The organism is Thalassobacterium maritimum, from assembly GCF_031127805.1.
GTDB classification, from domain to species: Bacteria; Verrucomicrobiota; Verrucomicrobiia; order Opitutales; family Coraliomargaritaceae; genus Thalassobacterium; species Thalassobacterium maritimum.
Genome location: NZ_JARXHW010000163.1, coordinates 1 through 1,048, shown reverse-complemented (window position 1 = coordinate 1,048; position 1,048 = coordinate 1). Strand labels below are relative to the sequence as shown.

The following is a 1,048-nucleotide window of genomic DNA, read 5'->3' as shown; positions in this document are numbered from 1 at the left end:
GACGCCGATTATCGTTCTGTATTGTTTAGTTTTCATAGACGAACAAGATCCCAGATCGCTGGCGCGACCTCAAACCTTCTCATCCCATCTACGTTGGGCAAAATAAATGATTCCCCCTTACCTTAGTCGAAGCCCCATTGAATATTCCAAGGATCTCACTGATGTTGACGAGTCCTCGACAGACTTAGCTATCTTCGGAGATGCGAAAGCACTGGAGAGAATTAAGGAATTTCCAAATATCAAAAGAGTTTGGTTGAACGGAGCAAACCAGAAGCAGTTTGATCTCGTCGTCTCTCTGGTCAATCCGATCAGCTTCAAGGGATACAATCTAAGAGTTCCCAATCTAAACGCCCTACAAGGACTTTCCGGCATCGAAGAACTGTCGATCGAATGGAATACGAAAGCGGGGAGCATTGCACCGATTGGTGAGCTTACATCCTTGAAGGTTCTACAGATTCAAGACTTCACAAGGGTTCATGACCTAACTCCGATACAGAGATTATCAGACCTCATCACATTAGATATCAGCGGAGGAGTCTGGAACACCTTCAAAGTGGAGACACTCGAACCATTAGGTGATCTTAAGAATCTACTATATCTATGCCTAGCCAATATTAGAGTTTTGGATCAATCTCTGGAACCTGTTTCAAGACTGACCCAGTTGCAAGAATTGAGCATTTCGAATCAGTTTCCAACTGAAGAGTATGCACGACTTACAGCAAACTTAACCAACACTAAATGTGACTACTTCAGAGCATTCATTGAGCTAAAGCAGATGCTAGGAGAGCATGACATAATGGTTGTCGGGAAGAGGAAACCATTCCTAAACCAAAAGAAAGATTCTGATAGAGTTAAAAAGTATCAGAACGCTTTCGACCAACTAGTAGAAAAACACAGAGCCCAACCAGTCCGATGAGGCAATAGATTTCGCTGGCGCTCATCTACCCCTCTCGTCTACGATATGCAGAAGATGAAATGAATCATATTGAATCACTTCACTCTTGCGCTAACGTCAAATAAAAGAGAATTTTAGAAAAATTGAATGAGT

1 protein-coding gene is annotated in these 1,048 nt (G+C 42.5%); it reads left to right on the top strand.

Annotation, left to right across the window (positions count from 1 at the left end; all coding sequences use genetic code 11):
* The first annotated feature begins 106 nt into the window (after window positions 1-106).
* On the top strand, window positions 107-916 hold the full coding sequence (locus QEH52_RS19835) for a leucine-rich repeat domain-containing protein (protein ID WP_308952699.1): 810 nt from the start codon (window positions 107-109) through the stop codon (window positions 914-916).
* Window positions 917-1,048: the final 132 nt, after the last annotated feature.

What these genes read in the sequence shown, in the direction of transcription:
- QEH52_RS19835 (WP_308952699.1), top strand. Translation starts at nt 107, where the DNA reads ATGATTCCCCCTTACCTTAGTCGAAGCCCCATTGAATATTCCAAGGAT.